At 70.8% G+C, this 17,207-nt stretch carries 12 protein-coding genes and 3 tRNA genes; 8 read left to right on the top strand and 7 right to left on the bottom strand.

Translation table 11 applies throughout. From position 1 onward, the window contains the following. Positions 1-96: 96 nt before the first annotated feature. Entirely contained in the window at positions 97-1,356 is a 1,260-nt protein-coding gene (locus ACQP09_RS09025) for an NAD(P)/FAD-dependent oxidoreductase (protein WP_433397413.1), read from the top strand. Here the strand turns inward: ACQP09_RS09025 and ACQP09_RS09020 are convergent. Continuing rightward, positions 1,286-2,908 (bottom strand): MFS transporter, encoded by a 1,623-nt coding sequence (locus ACQP09_RS09020; protein WP_433397411.1) that lies wholly within the window; start codon positions 2,906-2,908, stop codon positions 1,286-1,288. The two genes, ACQP09_RS09025 and ACQP09_RS09020, sit on opposite strands and share 71 nt — an antisense overlap. Positions 2,909-3,123: 215 nt before the next feature. Between ACQP09_RS09020 and ACQP09_RS09015 the strand changes: the two genes are divergently transcribed. From ACQP09_RS09015 to dnaG, 3 genes are all read left to right on the top strand, one after another. Then, positions 3,124-3,732 (top strand): helix-turn-helix domain-containing protein, encoded by a 609-nt coding sequence (locus ACQP09_RS09015; protein WP_433397409.1) that lies wholly within the window; start codon positions 3,124-3,126, stop codon positions 3,730-3,732. A gap of 168 nt (positions 3,733-3,900) precedes the next feature. Then, a complete protein-coding gene (locus ACQP09_RS09010) occupies positions 3,901-4,728 on the top strand; it encodes a class I SAM-dependent methyltransferase (RefSeq protein WP_433397407.1) in 828 nt (275 codons plus the stop codon). A gap of 71 nt (positions 4,729-4,799) precedes the next feature. Next, the gene (gene dnaG / locus ACQP09_RS09005) at positions 4,800-6,716 is read left to right on the top strand and encodes a DNA primase (protein WP_433397406.1); all 1,917 of its coding nucleotides are present in this window, start codon (positions 4,800-4,802) and stop codon (positions 6,714-6,716) included. 22 nt (positions 6,717-6,738) lie between these two features. On the opposite strand, the gene ACQP09_RS09000 is transcribed toward dnaG, so the two are convergent. Further along, entirely contained in the window at positions 6,739-7,371 is a 633-nt protein-coding gene (locus tag ACQP09_RS09000) for an XRE family transcriptional regulator (RefSeq protein WP_433397404.1), read from the bottom strand. A gap of 218 nt (positions 7,372-7,589) precedes the next feature. Here ACQP09_RS09000 and ACQP09_RS08995 point away from each other — a divergent pair, with 218 nt between their 5' ends. Further along, positions 7,590-8,729 (top strand): RNA polymerase sigma factor, encoded by a 1,140-nt coding sequence (locus ACQP09_RS08995; protein WP_433397402.1) that lies wholly within the window; start codon positions 7,590-7,592, stop codon positions 8,727-8,729. 27 nt (positions 8,730-8,756) lie between these two features. Here ACQP09_RS08995 and ACQP09_RS08990 read toward each other — a convergent pair whose 3' ends face one another. From ACQP09_RS08990 to ACQP09_RS08975, 4 genes are all read right to left on the bottom strand, one after another. Continuing rightward, positions 8,757-10,685, bottom strand: coding sequence for an ABC transporter ATP-binding protein (locus ACQP09_RS08990; protein ID WP_433397400.1), 1,929 nt, complete (start codon positions 10,683-10,685; stop codon positions 8,757-8,759). After that, positions 10,685-12,418 carry an ABC transporter ATP-binding protein gene (locus ACQP09_RS08985; protein WP_433397398.1) on the bottom strand — a complete coding sequence of 578 codons (1,734 nt, stop codon included), beginning with the start codon at positions 12,416-12,418 and terminating at the stop codon, positions 10,685-10,687. Before ACQP09_RS08985 ends, ACQP09_RS08990 begins: the two co-directional genes overlap by 1 nt. A gap of 146 nt (positions 12,419-12,564) precedes the next feature. After that, on the bottom strand, positions 12,565-14,010 hold the full coding sequence (locus tag ACQP09_RS08980; RefSeq protein ID WP_432151869.1) for an FGGY family carbohydrate kinase: 1,446 nt from the start codon (positions 14,008-14,010) through the stop codon (positions 12,565-12,567). A gap of 77 nt (positions 14,011-14,087) precedes the next feature. Beyond that, positions 14,088-14,396 carry a hypothetical protein gene (locus ACQP09_RS08975; RefSeq protein ID WP_030564731.1) on the bottom strand — a complete coding sequence of 103 codons (309 nt, stop codon included), beginning with the start codon at positions 14,394-14,396 and terminating at the stop codon, positions 14,088-14,090. A 182-nt stretch (positions 14,397-14,578) separates the two neighbouring features. Between ACQP09_RS08975 and ACQP09_RS08970 the strand changes: the two genes are divergently transcribed. The 3 genes from ACQP09_RS08970 (at position 14,579) to ACQP09_RS08960 (ending at position 15,027) form a co-directional block, all read left to right on the top strand. Next, positions 14,579-14,651 (top strand) — tRNA-Asn (locus ACQP09_RS08970). 5 nt (positions 14,652-14,656) lie between these two features. Continuing rightward, positions 14,657-14,729 (top strand) — tRNA-Asn (locus tag ACQP09_RS08965). 224 nt (positions 14,730-14,953) lie between these two features. After that, positions 14,954-15,027 (top strand) — tRNA-Ile (locus tag ACQP09_RS08960). Positions 15,028-15,574: 547 nt separating this feature from the next. Here the strand turns inward: ACQP09_RS08960 and ACQP09_RS08955 are convergent. After that, positions 15,575-16,576, bottom strand: coding sequence for a TIGR00341 family protein (locus ACQP09_RS08955; RefSeq protein WP_433397396.1), 1,002 nt, complete (start codon positions 16,574-16,576; stop codon positions 15,575-15,577). Positions 16,577-17,207: the final 631 nt, after the last annotated feature.

Raw genomic sequence — 17,207 nt, 5'->3', positions numbered from 1 at the left:
TGACCTGTTCCGGGCACACCCTCTTTCGCCATCACGCTGCGTGCGGGACGCTCGCAGCCGGGGGCGCCGCGCAGCACAGTACTGAGGAGGCATCAAGTGGTCGACGCACATCGGACATTCGTCATCGTCGGAGCGGGACTCGCAGGGGCGAAGGCGGCCGAAACACTCCGCGCGGAAGGGTTCACCGGCCGGGTGATCCTCATCGGGGACGAGCGCGACCACCCCTACGAGCGGCCACCGCTCTCCAAGGGCTACCTCGGCGGCAAGGAGGAACGCGACAGCGTCTTCGTCCACGAGCGCCCCTGGTACGCGGGCGCCGACATCGAGCTGCACCTCGGCCAGCCCGTCACCGCCCTCGACCGGTACGCGAAGACGGTGCAGCTCGGCGACAACACCGTCATCCACTACGACAAGCTGCTGCTCGCCACCGGCTCCGAACCGCGCCGCCTCGACGTCCCCGGCACCGACCTCGCGGGCGTCCACCACCTGCGCCGCCTCGCCCACGCCGACCGGCTGCGCAACGTGCTCGCCGCCCTCGGCCGCGACAACGGCCACCTGGTGATCGCCGGAGGCGGCTGGATCGGCCTGGAGGTCGCCGCCGCCGCCCGGGGGTACGGAGCCGAGGTCACCGTCGTCGAGCCGGAGGCCACCCCGCTGCACCAGGTCGTCGGCCCCGAGCTGGGCCAGATCTTCACCGAACTGCACAGCTCGCACGGCGTCCGCTTCCACTTCGGCGCCCGCCTCACCGAGATCACCGGCCAGGACGGCATGGTGCTGGCCGCCCGTACCGACGACGGCGAGGAGCACCCGGCCCACGACGTGCTCGCCGCGATCGGCGCCGCCCCGCGCTCGGCCCTCGCCGAGGCCGCCGGTCTGGAGATGGCCGAGCGGGCGCACGGCGGCGGCATCGCCGTGGACGCCTCGCTGCGCACCTCCGACCCGCACATCTACGCCGCCGGTGACGTCGCCGCCGTCGCCCACCCGCTGCTCGGCGTCCGCCTCCGCGTCGAGCACTGGGCCAACGCCCTCAACAGCGGACCGGCCGCCGCCCGCGCGATGCTCGGCCAGGACGTGGCGTACGACCGGGTGCCGTACTTCTTCTCCGACCAGTACGACCTGGGCCTGGAGTACTCCGGCTGGGCGCCGCCCGGCAGCTACGACGAGGTGATCATCCGGGGCGACGCGGGGAAGCGGGAGTTCATCGCGTTCTGGCTCAAGGACCGCCGTGTCCTGGCCGGGATGAACGTGAACGTGTGGGACGTGACGGAGACGATCCAGGAGCTGATCAGGGCCGGTCAGCAGCACGACCCGGAGGCGCTGGCCGATCCGTCGGTGGAGCTGTCCTCCCTGCTCTGACGACCTCCTGAAGGGTTGGGGCCTCGGTCCGGGGGGCGGGGGCCTCGGGCTGAAGGGCGGGGGCGTCGGCCCCCGCCCCCGGGGCCGGGCTCTTCGGCCCCCGCAGGAGTACGAGGAGGAGCAGGGCGGCCATCACGGCGACCCCCGCCCACATGGCCTGCTGCCAGCCGTCCACAAACGACCGCTGGGCGGCGTCCAGGAGCGCCTCCCGGTGCGGGCCCGCACCGCCGGCCGCCTCGACCGCGTTGGCGACGCCCTCCCGCGCGGTGTCCGCCGCGTCCCGGGGGATGCCGCCCAGCCGGTCGTCCACGGCGCTCCGGTAGCCGGCCGACAGCAGCGCACCGAGCAGGGCGACCCCGAGCGCGGTGCCGAACTCGCGGGTGACGTCGTTGAGCGCGGACGCCACGCCCTGGCGCTCGCGCGGCAGGGACGCGGTGATGGCCTCGGTGGACGGCGTCATCGCCAGACCCATGCCGAGGCCCATCGCGAGCATGCCGGGCAGGATCGACAGGTAGCCGCCGCCCACCGAGACGAACAGGGCCATGAGCGCCAGCCCGGCGCCGCCCAGCGCGATCCCCGTCGCCATCGTCGTACGGGCCCCGACCCGCGCCGCCAGGCGGGGGGCGAGCCCCGAGGTCAGCATCATCAGGACCGCCATCGGCATCAGCGCGAGGGTGGACAGCAGCCCGGACCAGCCCAGCACCGCCTGGAGGAACGGGAAGAGGACCACGGCGATCCCCGCCTGGACACCGAAGACCACCAGCAGCGTCACCGAACCACTGGCGAGCCGCCGCTCCCGGAAGAGCCGTACGTCCAGCAGCGCGGCCTCCCGGCGGCGCAGCTCCCGGGCGACGAAGGCGGTGGCGGCGAGGATGCCGACGGCGAGGGCGGAGAGGGTGACGGGGGCGCCCCAGCCCTTCTCCGGGCCTTCCTGGAGGGCGAAGATGAGGCCGGTCACCGCGACGACCGAGGTCAGCGCGCCGACGGTGTCGAAGGAGTGCCCGGCGTGCTCCCGGGAGTCGGGGACCGAGCGCAGCGTCATGGCGAGCGCCACCCCGACGAGAGCGACCGGCAGGAGGAACAGCCACCGCCAGCTCGCCACGTCGACGAGCAGCGCGGAGAGGAACATCCCGATGACGCCACCGCCCCCGGCGACCGCGGTCCAGACGCCGATCGCCTTTCCGCGCTCCTCCTCGGGGAAGGTGGAGGTGATCACGGCCAGGGTGATCGGCATGATCATCGCCGCTCCGACGCCGCTGAGGACGCGGGCGGCGAGCATGATCCCGGCTGTTGGCGCCAGCCCCGCCAGCACGCTCGCGACGCCGAACACGACCAGGCCCGCGATCAGCATCGGCTTCCGGCCGATCCGGTCGCCGATCGCGCCCAGCGGCAGCAGGAGCGCGGCCAGGGCGAGGGTGTAGATGTTGATGATCCACAGGACCGTGGACTGGGAGGCACCGAACTCGACGGCCAGGTCGGTCTGGGCCACGTTCAGCCCGGACACCGAGGCGATGACCGCCATCAGCGCGACCGAGACGGCGATCAGGATCATCCGGAGCTGACGGGGTCCGGGTGGGCCCGACGGTCCGGGTGGGCCGGACGGTCCGGGCGGGTTCGGCCCGGCGGCCCCGGGTCCGGAACCGGCTCCGGGCGGTGCGGGCGGATGCGTTCTCATGAGCGCCTCTCACGTCATACGGGGGCCCGGCTGTTCCGGACCCGCGCCACGACGCTAAGCGCGCTTTGCAGCAGGGGCATACGATGTTGCGCATGGAGCAAAACAATGACGAGCTGGACAGCCTCGTACGCAAGCGCATCCGGGCTCTGCGGGTGGCGCAGGGCTGGTCGCTGGAGGAGCTGGCCGGCCGGGCCAACCTCAGCCAGTCCTCGCTCAGCCGCATCGAGAACGGGCAGCGCCGCCTCGCCCTGGACCAGCTCGTCACACTCGCCCGCGCCCTGGACACCACCCTCGACCAGCTGGTGGAGACCGCCTCCGACGACGTCATCACCAGCCCGATGATCGACGGCGCCCACGGACTGATGCGCTGGGCCGTCAAAGGCGACCCCGGTATGACCGTCGTACGGCAGCGGATGACCGAGCCGCCGCCGGACAACCCGGCCCGGATGCGCGCGCACCCCGGCCACGAGTGGCTGGTCGTCCTCTCCGGCACCGCGATCCTCATGCTGGGCCACCGCCGCTTCCGGGTGGAGACCAACCAGGCCGCCGAGTTCCCGACGATGCTGCCGCACGCGATCGGCGCCGAGGGCGGCCCGTGCGAGATCCTCGGCATCTTCGACCGCGACGCCCGCCGCGGCCACCTGCGCGAGAACCGGAGCACCGGGAAGGGCTGCGCACCGGATCTGCCGCACACGACGTGAACGGTTGCGCGCCGGACCTGCCGCACACGACGTGAACGGCCGACGGGGCTACGTACTCCGACGGGGTTGCGTACTCCGCTTGCGCGCCCGGCATCGTCACCGGCGACCTTCTTGCCTGCATCGGGAGAGTGCGTGCCTTACGGGCATGGTCGCCGTAGCGTGAGGTCCATGACGCACACCCACACCCACCACGGCGAAGCCGAGATCCTCGACCTCGACGCCGAGGTCCTCGCCGACCACCTCACCGCCCTCACCGGATGGCTCCCCGTCCAGGCGCCGCCCCGCCGGATCGTCGACCTGGGCTCCGGCACGGGAACGGGCACCTTCGCGCTCCTCGACCGCTTCCCGGAGGCGCACGTCACCGCCGTCGACACCTCGGCCGCCCACCTCCAGCGCCTCCGCGAGAAGGCGTGCGCCCGGGGCGCGGAGGGCCGCGTACGGACCGTGCAGGCCGACCTCGACGCCGCCGGCTGGCCCGACCTCGGCACGCCGGACCTGGTGTGGGCGTCGGCCTCGATGCACCACATGGCCGACCCGGACCGGGCCCTGAAGGCCGTCCACGACCTGCTCGCCCCGGGTGGACTGTTCGCCGTGGTGGAGCTCTCCGGCTTCCCCCGCTTCCTGCCCGCCGACGCCCCCGAGGACCGGCCCGGCCTGGAGGAGCGCTGCCACGAGGCGAGCGACCGCTTCCACGCCGAACACGTGCCGCACCGCGGCGCCGACTGGGGCCCGAAGCTGACCGGGGCCGGATTCACGGTCGAGGACGAGCGGGTCATCACCGTGGACCTCCACGGCGCCCGCAGCGAGGCGGTCGGTGCCTACGCGCTCGGCAGCCTCCGCCGCCTGCGCCACAGCGTGGCCGGGACGCTCGCGCCCGAGGACCTGGCCGCGCTGGACCGGCTGCTCGACACCGAGGGCCCCGGCTCGCTCCTGGGCCGCGACGACCTCACCGTACGTACGGAACGCACCGTCTGGGCCGCTCGCCGCACGGCCTGACCCGCGTACGGGGCGGCGGGCGGGAACCCGGCGGGCGTCAGGTTGTCCGACCTCACCCGTAGACTTCATCCGTGGCCGGCAGGATCAACGATGACGACGTGAAGGCGGTACGGGACGCGGTCCCGATCGACTCCGTCGTGTCCGAATACCTCCAGCTGCGCAGCGCGGGCGGCGGAAACCTCAAGGGACTCTGCCCCTTCCACGACGAGAAGTCCCCCTCCTTCCAGGTCAGTCCCGGCAAGGGCCTGTTCCACTGCTTCGGCTGCCAGGAGGGCGGCGACACCATCGCGTTCGTGATGAAGATCGACCACCTCTCCTTCTCCGAGACGGTCGAGCGCCTCGCCGCCAAGGCGGGCATCACCCTGCGGTACGAGGAGGGCGGCTACAACCCCTCCCACCAGCGCGGCGAACGCATCCGGCTGATCGAGGCCCACCAGGCCGCCGCCGACTTCTACGTCCGCGCGCTGGAGAGCCCCGAGGCCGAGATCGGCCGGAAGTTCCTCGCCGAGCGCGGCTTCGACCAGGACGCCGCGACCCACTTCCGCGTCGGCTACAGCCCGGCCGGCTGGGACCACCTCACCCGCTATCTGCGCGGCAAGGGCTTCAGCGACAAGGAGCTGATCACCTCCGGCCTCTCCCAGGACGGCCGCCGCGGCCCCATCGACCGCTTCCGCGGCCGGCTGATGTGGCCGATCAGCGACACCGCCGGCGAGATCGTCGGCTTCGGCGCCCGCAAGCTCCGCGACGACGACAACGGCCCGAAGTACCTGAACACCCCCGAGACCCCGATCTACAAGAAGTCCCAGGTGCTGTACGGCATCGACCTGGCCAAGAAGGACATCGCCAAGGCCAGCCGGGCCGTCGTCGTCGAGGGCTACACCGACGTCATGGCCTGCCACCTCGCCGGCGTCACCACCGCCATCGCCACCTGTGGCACCGCCTTCGGCAACGACCACATCAAGATCCTGCGCCGCCTCCTCATGGACAACGGCAGCGCCCGCGTGATCTTCACCTTCGACGGCGACTCGGCCGGCCAGAAGGCGGCTCTGCGCGCCTTCGAGGACGACCAGAAGTTCGCCGCCGAGACCTACATCGCCATCGCCCCGGACGGCATGGACCCGTGCGACCTGCGGCTGGCCAAGGGCGACGACGCCGTACGCGACCTGGTCGAGCCGCGCACCCCGCTCTTCGAGTTCGCGCTACGGCAGATCGTCGGCCGGTACGACCTGGAGACTCCGGCGGGCCGGGCGGCCGCGCTCGACGAGGCGGCCACCGTCGTCGCCAAGATCAAGACCAGCAGCGTGCAGCGGGAGGTGGCGGTCCAGCTCGCCGGGCTCGTCGGCATCCTCGACCAGGAGTTCGTCGTCCACCGCGTCGCCCAGCTCGCCCGCTGGGCCCGTGACCGCGGCGAGAAGGGCGGCCGCGGCCCCCAGGACCGGCGCGGCGGCGCACCGCAGCAGCCCGTCCAGACCGTCCAGGCCCCCGCCGCTCCCTCCGGCCCCGCGCTCAACCTCCGCAGCCCCGCCCACCGCACCGAGCGCGAGCTGCTCAAGCTCGCCCTCCAGAAGCCCGCCCTGGTCTCCCCGGCCTTCGACGCGTACGGCGCGGACGAGTTCACCGCCCCGCCCTACGCGGCGGTGCGCCAGTGCATCGAGGAGGCGGGCGGCGCCGAACGCGGCCTCGGCGACAACCGCGAGTATCTGGTCGCCGTGATGGACGCGGCCCCCAACAACACCGTGCGCAGCCTGGTCACCGAGCTGGCCGTCGAGGTCTTCATGGGCAGGACGATCGACGAGACGTACGCGGGCATGCAGCTCGTCCACGTCCGCCTGCGCGCCGTCGACCGTCGGATCAATGACGTCCAGAGCAGCCTCGCCCGCCTCGGCAACCATGTGGCCCCCGACGATCTGGCAGCCGCGCAGAACGAGGTCTGGGTCCTCCAGCAGTACGCGCAGTCCCTGCGAGCACGAGGCGCCGACGCGCTCTAGGTGTGGTGACCCGCAGGGTTGTTCACACGGCTGTGGGTGGGTGGCCGTCGACTCCGGCGATGACCCTGACGTCCGCTTCGGAGAGGCCCAGAGCCCTGGCGATCTCCTGGGCCATAAGCGGATCCGGGTTGTGATGTCCGCTGCGCAGCATGAGGATGGTGGACCTCGAACGTGCGGTTTCCCGTGCCATCCTCGGGACCGGAATTCCGCGCAGGTCCATCAACCCGGTGAGTATCCGCGCGAACGGATGCGGCTCCAGTCGCCCGGCAGGGGCAACGGCAGGACCGAGGACCACGTCGTCGATCTTGGCCTGAAAACGGATCAGTTGGTCGCCCGCGAACCCGATCTTCGCGACGAAGGGCAGGCTCTGATCACCGCCGGGACCGACCAGGCCCGGCACGGACACCTCCGTGAACCGTGAAGGGTGGCCGTGGTGATCACTCGCGATCTCCAGAGGCCGACCCGGTTCGACGTGGCTCACCTTCCAATCGCCGTTCCACCAGGGAAGATCCGCCAGCAACGCGTTGAAGAAGGGGGGCAGAACAGTGAGGTCCACCGGGTCCGGAGGGTACTTCTGGCCTCCCCAGATGACACCAGGCCAGTACGTCAGGGCCGCGATCACGTCCGAGCTCAGCGTGCGGTCGGCAATTTCCATGTCTGTACTCTCCCACCAGCCGGCCGAGCGATCTGCCGCGACCGGGAAGACGTCGGCCGACGCGCTCCGAGCGCACACCGGGCCCCTCGTGACCGGTAACCGGCCGGTGACCGACCGGAATCAAAAAGTCCCCGCACGCCCCTCGTGGCAACCCTGTGCCGTGCCTCACACTGGGGCTCCCAGCGTCATCCGGCAGCGATCACTGGGAGGTCGCCCCCGTGCAGACCCGGACCGTGACGACCACGACCGAGCACATGTCGGCGATTCCCGTGCAGAACCGGGCCGTCCACCACCCGGAGTACCACCCGGCGAATCCGCCGGAGAACCACCCCGAGAACCGCCCGGAGACCGCGGCCCACCCGCGAGCGAGCGCACCCGAGGCCCTCATGGAGGAAGCGGAGCACACCCCCGAGCCCCGTGAGGCGCGGAGCCGGGCGGACAGCGGCGGGCCCACCTCCGACCTCTTCCGGCAGTACCTGCGCGAGATCGGCCGCATCCCGCTGCTCACCGCCGCCGAGGAGGTCGAGCTGGCCCGGCGCGTGGAGGCCGGGCTCTTCGCGGAGGAGCGCCTCTCCAGCCACCCGGACCTGGACTCCCGGCTCGCCGGCGACCTGGACCGGCTCGTCGTCATGGGCCGCACCGCCAAGCGCCGGCTCATCGAGGCCAACCTCCGCCTGGTCGTCTCCGTCGCCAAGCGGTACGTGGGGCGCGGCCTGACCATGCTCGACCTGGTCCAGGAGGGGAACCTCGGGCTGATCCGGGCGGTGGAGAAGTTCGACTACGCCCGGGGCTACAAGTTCTCCACGTACGCGACCTGGTGGATCCGCCAGGCCATGTCCCGCGCCCTGGCCGACCAGGCCCGTACCATCCGCGTCCCCGTCCATGTCGTGGAGCTGATCAACCGCGTGGTCCGGGTCCAGCGCCGGATGCTCCAGGAGCGCGGATACGAGCCGACCGCCGAAGAGGTCGCCGGCCAGCTCGACCTGACCCCGGAGCGGGTCACCGAAGTGCTGCGCCTGGCCCAGGAGCCGGTCTCCCTGCACGCGCCCGTCGGTGAGGAGGACGACGTCTCCTTCGGCGACCTCATCGAGGACGGCGACGCCGCCTCACCCGTGGAGTCCGCCGCCTTCCTCCTGCTGCGCGAGCACCTGGAGGCGGTCCTCTCCACCCTCGGCGAGCGCGAACGCAAGGTCGTACAACTGCGGTACGGCCTGGACGACGGGCGGCCCCGCACCTTGGAGGAGATCGGCCGGATCTTCGGCGTGACGCGCGAACGCATCCGCCAGATCGAGTCCAAGACCCTCAGCAGGCTGCGGGACCACGCCTTCGCCGATCAACTCCGCGGCTACCTCGACTGATCCACGCGACGGCCCGAGGCCCGCGCCTCAGTCCATCTCCGCCAGCGCCTCCGCGAACTGCGCCGCGTACAACCGCGCATACGCGCCGCCGGCCGCCAACAGCTCCTCGTGCGTGCCCTGTTCCACGATCGACCCGCTCTCCATCACCAGGATCACGTCCGCGTCCCGGATGGTCGAGAGCCGGTGCGCGATCACGAACGACGTACGTCCATGGGCCAGCCGCGCCATCGCCTTCTGGATCAGCACCTCGGTCCGGGTGTCCACCGAGCTGGTCGCCTCGTCCAGGACCAGGATGACCGGGTCGGAGAGGAACGCCCGCGCGATGGTGATCAGCTGCTTCTCGCCCGCGCTGACCCCGGAACCCTCGTCGTCGATCACCGAGTCGTACCCGTCGGGCAGCGTCCGGATGAAGCGATCGGCGTGCGCCGCCCGGGCCGCCTCCTCGATCTCTTCCCGGCTGACCTCGCGCGCAGCGCCGTACGCGATGTTCTCCGCTATCGAACCGCCGAACAGCCAGGTGTCCTGGAGCACCATGCCGATCCGCGACCGCAGATCGTCCCGGGACACCGTCGCCACATCGACCCCGTCGAGCGCGATCCGCCCGCCGGTCACCTCGTAGAACCGCATCAGCAGATTGACCAGCGTGGTCTTGCCCGCGCCCGTCGGACCGACGATCGCGACCGTCTGCCCCGGCTCCACGTTCAGCGACAGATCCTCGATGAGCGGCTTGTCCGTCTCGTAGCGGAAGGACACCTTCTCCAGCGAGACCCGACCCGTCAGCTCCTCCGGAAGCTCCCCGCGCTCCGGGTCCGTGTGCTGCTCCTCCGCGTCCAGCAGCTCGAAGACGCGCTCGGCCGACGCGATGCCGGACTGCACCAGGTTCGCCATCGAGGCGACCTGCGTCAGCGGCATCGAGAACTGCCGGGAGTACTGGATGAACGCCTGCACGTCACCGATCGACAGCGTGCCCGAGGCGACCCGCAGGCCACCGACCACGGCCACCAGCACATAGTTGATGTTCGAGATGAAGAACATCAGCGGCTGCATGAGCCCGCTGGCGAACTGCGCCTTGAACCCGGCCTCGTACAGCGCGTCGTTCTGCTCGGCGAAGTCCCGTGCCGACTCCTCCTGCCGCCCGAACACCTTCACCAGGGTGTGGCCGGTGTACATCTCCTCGATATGGGCGTTGAGCTTCCCCGTCACCCGCCACTGCTGCACGAACTGCGGCTGCGACCGCTTGCCGACCTGCGTCGCCACGACCACCGACAGCGGGATCGTCACCAGCGCGACCAGCGCCAGCAGCGGCGAGATCCAGACCATCATGATCAGTACGCCGACGATGGTCAGCAGGGAGTTGATGAGCTGGCCCATCGTCTGCTGGAGCGTCTGCGAGATGTTGTCGATGTCGTTGGTCGCCCGGCTGAGCACCTCACCGCGCTTGGCCCGGTCGAAGTACGACAGCGGCAGCCGCGCCAGCTTCGTCTGGAGGTCCTCCCGCAGCTGGAAGACGATCCGGTTGATCACCCGGATCGACAGCCGCGTCGAGACCAGCATCAGCAGCCCGGCCGCGACGTAGACCACCAGCACCGCCAGCAGGACACCGCCCACCGCGCCGAAGTCGATGCCCTCGCCCGGCGTGAAGTCCACCCCGGTGAGCATGTCGGCCATCGACCCGCTGCCCTCCGCGCGCAGCCCCTCGATCGCCTCCGCCTTCGTCGTGCCCGCCTGCATCTGCCGGCCGACCACCCCGGCGAAGATCAGGTCGGTCGCCTTGCCGAGGATCTTCGGCCCGGCCACCGACAGCGCCACGCTGACCGTCACCGCGCCCAGCATCAGCCAGAGCGAGGCCTTCTCCCGGCCGAACCGCCTCAGCAGCCGCTTGCTCGACCCCTTGAAATCCATCGACCGCTCGGTGGGCGCGCCCCCGGCCATCATCCGTCCGCCCGGACCGGCCATTACGCGGCCTCCGCTTCCGTCAGCTGGGAGAGCACGATCTCCCGGTACGTTTCATTGCCGTCCATCAGCTCGTGATGGGTTCCGCTGCCCACGACCCGCCCCTCGTCCAGCACCAGGATCCGGTCGGCGTCGCGGATGGTGGAGACCCGCTGCGCCACGATCACCACCGTCGCCCCGGCCGTCTCGCGGGCCAGCGCGGCCCGCAGCGCGGCGTCGGTCGCGTAGTCCAGCGCGGAGAACGAGTCGTCGAAGAGGTAGATCTCCGGCCGCTGCACCAGCGTCCGCGCGATCGCGAGCCGCTGCCGCTGACCACCGGACACATTGGTGCCGCCCTGCGCGATCGGCGCGTCCAACCCGTGCTCAAGCCCCTCCACGAACCCCTTGGCCTGCGCCACCTCCAGCGCGTGCCACAGCTCCTCGTCACTCGCGTCCGGGTTCCCGTACCGCAGGTTCGTCGCGACCGTCCCCGAGAAGAGGTACGGCTTCTGCGGCACCAGGGACACCGTCTTCGCCAGCAGCACCGGATCCAGCGTCCGCACGTCCTCGCCGTCGACCAGCACCTCGCCGTCCGTCACATCGAACAGCCGGGGTACGAGACCGAGCAGCGTGGACTTCCCGCTCCCGGTCGACCCGATGATCGCCGTGGTCTCCCCGGGCCGGGCCACCACATCCACAGCCCGCAGCACCGGCTCCTCGGCACCCGGATACCGGAACTCCGCACCCCGCACCTCCAGATGCCCGTGCCGCCGAAGCTCGGTGACAGGGGAGACGGGCGGCACGACGCTCGACTCCGTACCGAGCACCTCCTCGATGCGCTCGGCGCACACCTCGGCGCGCGGCACCATCATGAACATGAAGGTGGCCATCATCACGGCCATCACGATCTGCATCAGATAGGCGAGGAACGCGGTCAGCGCACCGATCTGCATCCCGCCGCTGTCGATGCGGTGCGCGCCGAACCACACCACCGCGACGGACGACAGGTTGACCACCGTCATCACCGTCGGGAACATCAGCGCCATCAGCCGCCCGGTCGCCACCGACACATCGGTCAGCTCGGTGTTGGCCCCCCGGAACCGCTCCTCCTCGTACCCGTCGCGCACGAACGCCCGGATCACCCGGTTGCCGGTGATCTGCTCGCGCAGCACCCGGTTCACCGTGTCCAGCCGCTCCTGCATCGTCCGGAACAGCGGCCGCATCTTCGCCACGATGATGCTCACCGAGATCCCGAGCACCGGCACCACCGCCAGCAGCACCGCCGACAGGGGCACGTCCTGGCCGAGCGCCATGATGATCCCGCCGACACACATGATCGGCGCCGACACCATCAGCGTGAACGCCATCAGCACCAGCATCTGGACCTGCTGGACGTCATTGGTGGTCCGGGTGATCAGCGAAGGCGCCCCGAACCGCCCGAGCTCCCGGGCCGAGAACGACTGCACCCGGTCGAAGACCGCCGCCCGCACGTCCCGCCCCAGCGCCGACGCGGTCCGGGCTCCGTAGTAGACGGCCCCGACATTGCAGAGCACCTGGAGCACGCTGACGGCGATCATGAGGCCGCCGAACTCCAGGATGTAGCCGGTGTCACCCTTCACGACACCGTTGTCGATGATGTCGGCGTTGAGGCTGGGCAGATACAGGGTGGCGCAGGTCTGGAGCAGCTGGAGGAGGACCAGCAGCGCGATGGGTTTCTTGTACGGGCCCAGATGGGCCCGCAGGAGTTTTATGAGCACGCGTGTCTCTCGGAGTCGGCGAAGGGCAGAGGCCGACCAAGTTTCGCGTACGCCGTACTCCAGCGGCGAACCCTTTTCCCCAAACTCCGGTCAAGGCTGGAGCGGGTCCCGGCCTCCTACTGGCCGCCCTCCCGCTGGCCGGCCTCCTACTGGCCGCCACCGAAAGCGCCGGGATGGATCTGATCCCGAGTCGCCCCGTACTGCTGGCGCACCGCCCGTCCGACCGCCAGCTCCTCGCCCGGCTCCAGCACCTGCGCGGCCGCGCCCTGCCAGGCCGGGGGAGTGCGCGGGTCGAGGCTGCCCTGCGAGACCCCGAGCGCCCACGCCGCCTGCCGGGCCGCGCCGAGCGCCGCGTACTGGGCGGGCTGCGGTACGACGACCTGCGTGCCGAACACCGCCGGGGCCAGCGCCTGTACGGCAGGCAGCTCGGCGGCGGCGCCCAGCAGGAACACCCGCCGCACCTCCACGCCCCGCCCGCGCAGCACGTCCAGCGCGTCGGCCAGCGAGCAGAGCATCCCCTCGAACGAGGCCCGCGCCAGGTGCTCCGGCTTCATCGACTCGCGCCGCAGCCCGCAGAGGGTGCCGGCGGTGTGCGGGAGCTGCGGGGTGCGCTCGCCCTCCAGGTACGGCAGCAGCACCAGACCGGAGGCGCCGGGCGTCGACTTCAGCGCGAGGGCGGAGAGCTCCTCCAGCCCGTCCACGCCGAGCATCTCGGCGGTCCCGCGCAACGTGCGTACGGCGTTGGAGACGTGCACCACCGGCAGGTGCATCCCGGTGGCGTCGGCGAACGAGGTGATCATCCCGCTCGAATCGGCGAGCGCCTCGTGGTGCACCGCCATCACGGACCCGGAGGCCCCGAGCGACACCACCGCGTCGCCCACCGCGACCCCGAGCCCGAAGGCCGCGGCCATCGTCTCGCCGGTCCCGGCGGAGATCAGGAGCCCCTCGGGCGTCATCCCGGCGGAGTCGGCGGGCCCGAGCACCTCGGGCAGCGCGGCCTGGTGGCCGAGGGCCAGTTCGACGAGGTCGGGCCGGTAGGCGGCGGACCCGGCCGACCAGTAACCGGTCCCCGACGCGGCGCCCCGGTCCGTGGTCCGCCGGGCGGGCCGGCCGAGCAACTGCCACACGAGCCAGTCGTGCGGCTGGAGCACGGCCGCGACCCGCTGGGCGTTCTCCGGCTCGGTCCGGGCCAGCCACCGCAGCTTCGCCACGGGCTGCGCGGCCTGCGGTACGGCCCCGACCGCCTCGGCCCAGGCCTGCCGGCCCCCGAGCGCGTCGACGAGATCGGCCGCGGCCACCTGCGCCCGCCGGTCGTTGCCGAGCAGCGCGGGACGCACGAGGTTGCCTTGCCGGTCCAGCGGGACGAGCCCGTGCTGCTGGGCGGAGACACCGATGGCCTGCACACCTTCGAGCAGCCCGCCGGAGGCCGCCTCACCGAGCGAGAGCAGCCAGGCCTGCGGATCGACCTCGGCTGCCTTGGCCTCGACCGGGTGGGCGGCATACCCCTCCCGGAGCACGGCGCCCGAGTCCGTGTCGCAGACGACGATGTGAGTGAAGGCGGAAGAACTGTCCAGCCCCGCGACTATGCCCATACGGAGATTCTGCCGCACCGCGGGACTTTCCCGTAACAGCCGCCTCACGTGACAAGGCCTACGTAAGGCTCAGCAGGTCAGGTGTTGGTCGTCCCCCAGTCGTCCTCGGCGCCGCCGTTCTGGCTGCTGCGCTCCTTCAGCGACCGGACGCGCTCGGCGACGGAGGCGGGCACCTTGTCCCCGACCTTGTCGCTGACCGAGTGGTACGCCTTGCCGGCGATGTCCCGGCCGCTGTGCGCGGCACTCTCGGCGGCGTTGCGCACGGCGGGGTTCTCCGTGAACTGCCGGGCCGACTTCTTCAACTGCTCGTAACGCTCGCGCCCGGCTCGCGTGCCGAGCACGTAACCGAGGGCCACTCCGGCGATGAACGTGAGCCGGTACCGCATGGCTGCCACCCTTCCTACGCTTGGTGCGACGTGTGCAGCCCGCCTACCCGCGAGCACCCGAGATCACCCCGGGCGATACCGATTGGCGGAGCACCCCCCTGCTTGCGCTAATGTATGTGTCGCAGCGAACGCGCGCCGCCCGGCAGCCGCCAGGCAGGTACGATTTCGAAGCAACGCAGCAATCCCCTGTAGCTCAATTGGCAGAGCAGCCGGCTGTTAACCGGCAGGTTACTGGTTCGAGTCCAGTCGGGGGAGCGCGATCCCCTGTAGCTCAATTGGCAGAGCATTCGGCTGTTAACCGGAGGGTTACTGGTTCGAGTCCAGTCGGGGGAGCGGAACGGAAGAGGACCCTTCGGGGTCCTCTTTCGCGTGCCCGCCCGGGGGCGCCCTCGGAGCCCCCGCGTGACTCTTTCGGGTCGCTTCGATCTCTCCTGCAACCGGGCAGCACGCAGCGACGTCCTCAAGATCAGCTGAAGTCGGCCAACCGAAGCGAGAGATCGTATGACCGGCTATGCTGCGACAGACGGTGCGCACACTTGTACGCGCCACGCCGAAACGGGGCGGTAGCTCAGCCGGTTAGAGCAGCGGACTCATAATCCGTCGGCCGTGGGTTCGAGTCCCACCCGCCCCACCGAGCGTCCCCAGGCAGAATCGTTTTGGCCTGGGGAAACGCGCTTTCTGGGGAACTGCGGGCTCCGCAACGGTGCAGCGAACGTGCAGCGTTCTGATTGCCTGTGAGCTTTCGTAGGGCTGTGACCTGGTGTTTTGGTCATTCTTCGTGGGACGCGTGGTGAGCGATCCCACGGCCGTTGAGGAAGGGGCCGGCCCCGCCCAGCCCGACCCGCATCGGTGCGACATCGGCCGCTTCAAACGTGGCCGGTGGGCTGCCGGCTCGAGGCTCTGACGAGTGTCTTCCGGTCTCGCGGTCGTGGGAGGGTCAACAGTGGTCCCATAGCCGCCCGGGGAAGCGGTGGGGCCGGCCTCGCCCAGGCCGATGCGGAGGATCTCGTACACGGATGATGTTGTGCCCTACGTGCCGGTACGGGTGTGCCGGGCGTTTGAGGTCACGGGCGCTTTTCTCGCGCTGACCGGGACGAGATGTGGACCGGTTCAGGAGCCGCCGGCCGAACGAGGGCCGCACCAAAAGCTGCCACGGTGGGGGCGGGGCGCCGCGATGCTCAGTCGCCCACGACGCCGGCGTCGATGCGCCGTCCGCGTGATGCATCCACCACGACGGGGATGCCGTCCGGGATTCGTCCCTGGAGCCGGTCGAGCAAGAATTCGACCGGTGGAAGATCGCCGGGGGTACGGACGCGAATGTACATCGTGCGGGATTTCGCGTCGACGCTCGTGACGGATGCCCCGGGCTTCTCGGCGAGCCACTGCTCGGCCGCGTCCTTCGTCTGGCCGACCCAGGCGTTGAGAAGGAACGTGACCACGGTGTTGGCCGTCAACGGCACGAACACGACGGCGAACAGGAGAGCCATTGCGGCGTAAGCCCTGCGGGCGGGCCGTCCGGCCGTCTTCTCTGCCTCAGCTCCGTAGCCGAGCGAGGCGAAGACCACCATGCCCCCGAAGACCAGGGCGAAGAGGTTCGACACGAACAGCACCAGCGCGCCGAGCGCCAGCCATCCCGAAGTCTGCCCGAGGCACACCCCGACGACCACCAGGGGCGGGACGAGGGAGATGGCGATCGCGACCCCTGGGAGCACCGAACCCACGTCTCGCCGGGCCAGTGCCACCGCCCCGGCGAAGCCGGTCGCCAACGCGGCAATCAGGTCCATCAGGCCCGGCGACGTCCGCGACGAGACCTGGCCGTTTGACAGCAGGTCGTAGCCGCTGGGGAGGGTCACCGACATGATCATCCCGACCGCGATCACGAGCAGGCATGCGAGGAGGACGATCGCGGCCGATCCGGTGCGGCGGCGTTGCACCGAGCCCAACGCGATGCCCATGATCGGCGTGGACAGGGGCGCGATGATCATCGCGCCGATCACCGTGGCGGTCGAGTCGGTGAGTACACCGCCGCCTGCGATGACCGACGACAGAGTCAGCATGGTCCAGAAGGCCGAACGCTTGGACGTGGTGTCTCCGGACGACAGGTCCAGATCCTCGGTCAGCTCCTCCAGCGAGCGGCGCTGGGAGGCAGGCAGAGCACGGGCACGAACTTTGCTGATCACGCCCCCAAACAACCATGGTCAGTGCCGCTCCGGCGGGCAGGACACGGACTGGTGCCCGAGCGGTGCAGGTCCCGGGCCCAGTTGAGGATCCAGCCCTCGGCCCGCGACGCCGTGAACAGCCGGCCGACTGGAGCCGGAGCGTGGAGAAGCCGACGAGCTGCTCCCTTTTGTTCTCGGCCCCGAGCACAGATGACAGCAAGCACGCCAAGGTCCCCGCACCTCCGCGCCCGAGGACCAGCGGGCCTCGCATCTTCAGGGGGGGCGGTCCTCGACGAATCGGGCCGGCGGCCGGTCCGCAGCGTGTGATCGGCGGTGGCCACGTCGTCCGGGCGGATGCGTCCCCCGACGTGTCGTGGGAGTCGCGCCCTCGACGACTCCGTTACGGCCGAGCGCGGGCGTCAAGTTCTTCACCGCCCCCGGGGCCACAGCCACCGCTCCACAGAGACCGCGTCACGGCAGTCTGCGTTAGGCCGCCCGGGGTGACTGGGCCACCGACTCGGCGCTGCGGCGGTGCGTCCCATGGACCGACGGCCACGGCACAGGCCATGTTGCTGACGCCCCCCGATCGGCGGGCAGAGGCTGGAGGCGAGGGAGATCGATGGTGGGCGGGCTGAGCATCCGCTGTCTGCTG

This window comes from Streptomyces sp. CA-146814, assembly GCF_050942385.1.
In the GTDB taxonomy this organism is placed as follows: Bacteria; Actinomycetota; Actinomycetes; order Streptomycetales; family Streptomycetaceae; genus Streptomyces.
The sequence above is the reverse complement of the archived record's forward strand: the minus strand, read 5'-3'. Positions and strand labels throughout refer to the sequence as shown.